This is a genomic window from Streptomyces marokkonensis (genome assembly GCF_039539045.1).
Classification (GTDB): domain Bacteria; phylum Actinomycetota; class Actinomycetes; order Streptomycetales; family Streptomycetaceae; genus Streptomyces; species Streptomyces marokkonensis.
Window position 1 is genome coordinate 1 of the sequence record NZ_BAABCQ010000362.1, and the last position, 1,760, is coordinate 1,760.

The following is a 1,760-nucleotide window of genomic DNA, read 5'->3' on the forward strand; positions in this document are numbered from 1 at the left end:
ACCTTCAGCCCGATGTGCTAATCAGTCCCGGGTGCATGTGCCGAGAGTCGGCGAGTGTAGCTACCTCTCCATGATTTACGCCGATTGTTCGGATTCATGTCGGTCTGGTGGCGAGGCTCGCACGACTGACATCACCCGCGCCGCAGCTACGTCGGGGGCCTCGTGCTCCCAGACGCGAACGACCCGCCAGCCAGCCTCTCGCAAGAGGCGATCTGTGTCCGCGTCCCGGGCCTGGTTGCCTTCGATCTTGTTTCGCCAGAACTCGACGTTCTTGTGTGACGCCCGAAGGTGCTCCGAGCAGCCGTGCCAGAAGCAACCGTCGACGAAAACCGCAACCTTGGGTTTGGTGAAGACCAGGTCAGCTGTGCGACGCAGTTCAGGGAGGGGGCGAGCCGCCACGCGGTAGCGAAGTCCCTGCTTGTGCAGCAAGGATCGAAGCCTCACCTCGGGTCGGGTATCTCTGCTGCGGTTTGCCCGCATGACGGCGCGAACCGACGGCGACGAAGCCCAGGATCCTTCTGTCGGCGGTTCCTCGGTGACAAGGCCCTTCTCCCAGGCCATCTTCCAACCCTCGGCAAGGTTCGCGGCACGCGTCTCACACTCGACCTGCCCCAGGTAGCGAGCCGGGGACTTGCCCCTGTCGGACCAACGCAGGTACGCGCGAATGCGTCGTGTGTCGGGAAGTACCTTCAGCTCCACGGACGCTCGGGCGAACCGTCCCTCGCCAAGATCCACCGAGCGCCTGTGGCGACCACCAGCGGCTCGGTCCTGTTCGGCCGCGATGGTGGCCCGGGTTCTACCGGGCCGCCCTTTCCACGCTCGGTCCGGCGGCGAGTCGTGCTTCCAGCCGCTCTGCGCCCTGCTGGTGGGCCCGGTCACTTCTGACGCCCCTCCGCCTCATCCAGGACGGTGGCGACCGCCTTGGCGAAAACCTCGCCAAGGGCAACCGGCACTGCGTTGCCCAACTGACGCATCTTCTCCCCTCGGGGCCCTTTGAGTTCCCACGTGTCAGGGAAGGTCATGACGCGAGCGGTTTCGCGGACCGTCATGTACCGGTGCTTGTACCGGACGCCGCCTTGAGCGGCCTTGTCGGTCACCAACTCGTCCAGGAGCATGACCGACTCCCCGCCGGGTACACCGTGCACTCCAGCCTTCACGGTCTTCGCTGGGCGGTCGAGCTCATTGGGGGTATGGCCGTCGTAGATTCGGGCACCGGGCCAGCCGATGTGTTCCGTGAACCCGCCGAGGAAGTGCTCGGTGCGGTCCAGCCACTCGTCCGGCACCTCCGGCAGCGGTTTGTTGTCGCCGATACCGGCGAGCGCGTCGCGCAGGGTGTGCCAAGGAAGCAGGCCATCGTCCATCGGCACGCCCTTTGGGAGGCGGGCCATGACCCATTCGCGTACATGGTCGGGCACATTCGAGTGCCGCTTCCAGTAGTCCCCGTTTTCCACCATGGAACGGATGAGGGCGGTTTCGGAGTGCGTCGGCTGAACGAGCTTTTTGAACAGCTCGATGTCCACGTTAAGGTCGCGACGAAAGGCGACGATAATCACACGGTTGCGGATTTGTGGCACTCCGTAGTCGGCGGCGTTCACCGGCATCATGACGGTGTCGTACCGCTTCCTGGGATCGTCCGGCTCCTGCTGGCGCCGATCCAACAGATGCTGGTAGTGCTGCTCCCAAGTAGTGTCCTTGAGTCGTTCCTCGAAGGGTAGTTCCAGCTCACGCTGGATGTAGTCGAAGTAGCGGCGAAATGAGGG

Annotated in this window: 2 protein-coding genes; both read right to left on the reverse strand. The window is 64.1% G+C overall.

Annotated elements, in window-relative coordinates; all coding sequences use genetic code 11:
• Nucleotides 1-75 precede the first annotated feature (75 nt).
• On the reverse strand, nucleotides 76-561 hold the full coding sequence (locus ABEA26_RS35865; protein WP_345598247.1) for a very short patch repair endonuclease: 486 nt from the start codon (nucleotides 559-561) through the stop codon (nucleotides 76-78).
• Nucleotides 562-875: 314 nt separating this feature from the next.
• Nucleotides 876-1,760: DNA cytosine methyltransferase (locus ABEA26_RS35870; RefSeq protein ID WP_345598245.1), on the reverse strand; the 885-nt coding region annotated here is incomplete at its 5' end.

What these genes read in the sequence shown, in the direction of transcription:
- ABEA26_RS35865 (WP_345598247.1), bottom strand. Translation starts at nt 561, where the DNA reads ATGGCCTGGGAGAAGGGCCTTGTCACCGAGGAACCGCCGACAGAAGGA.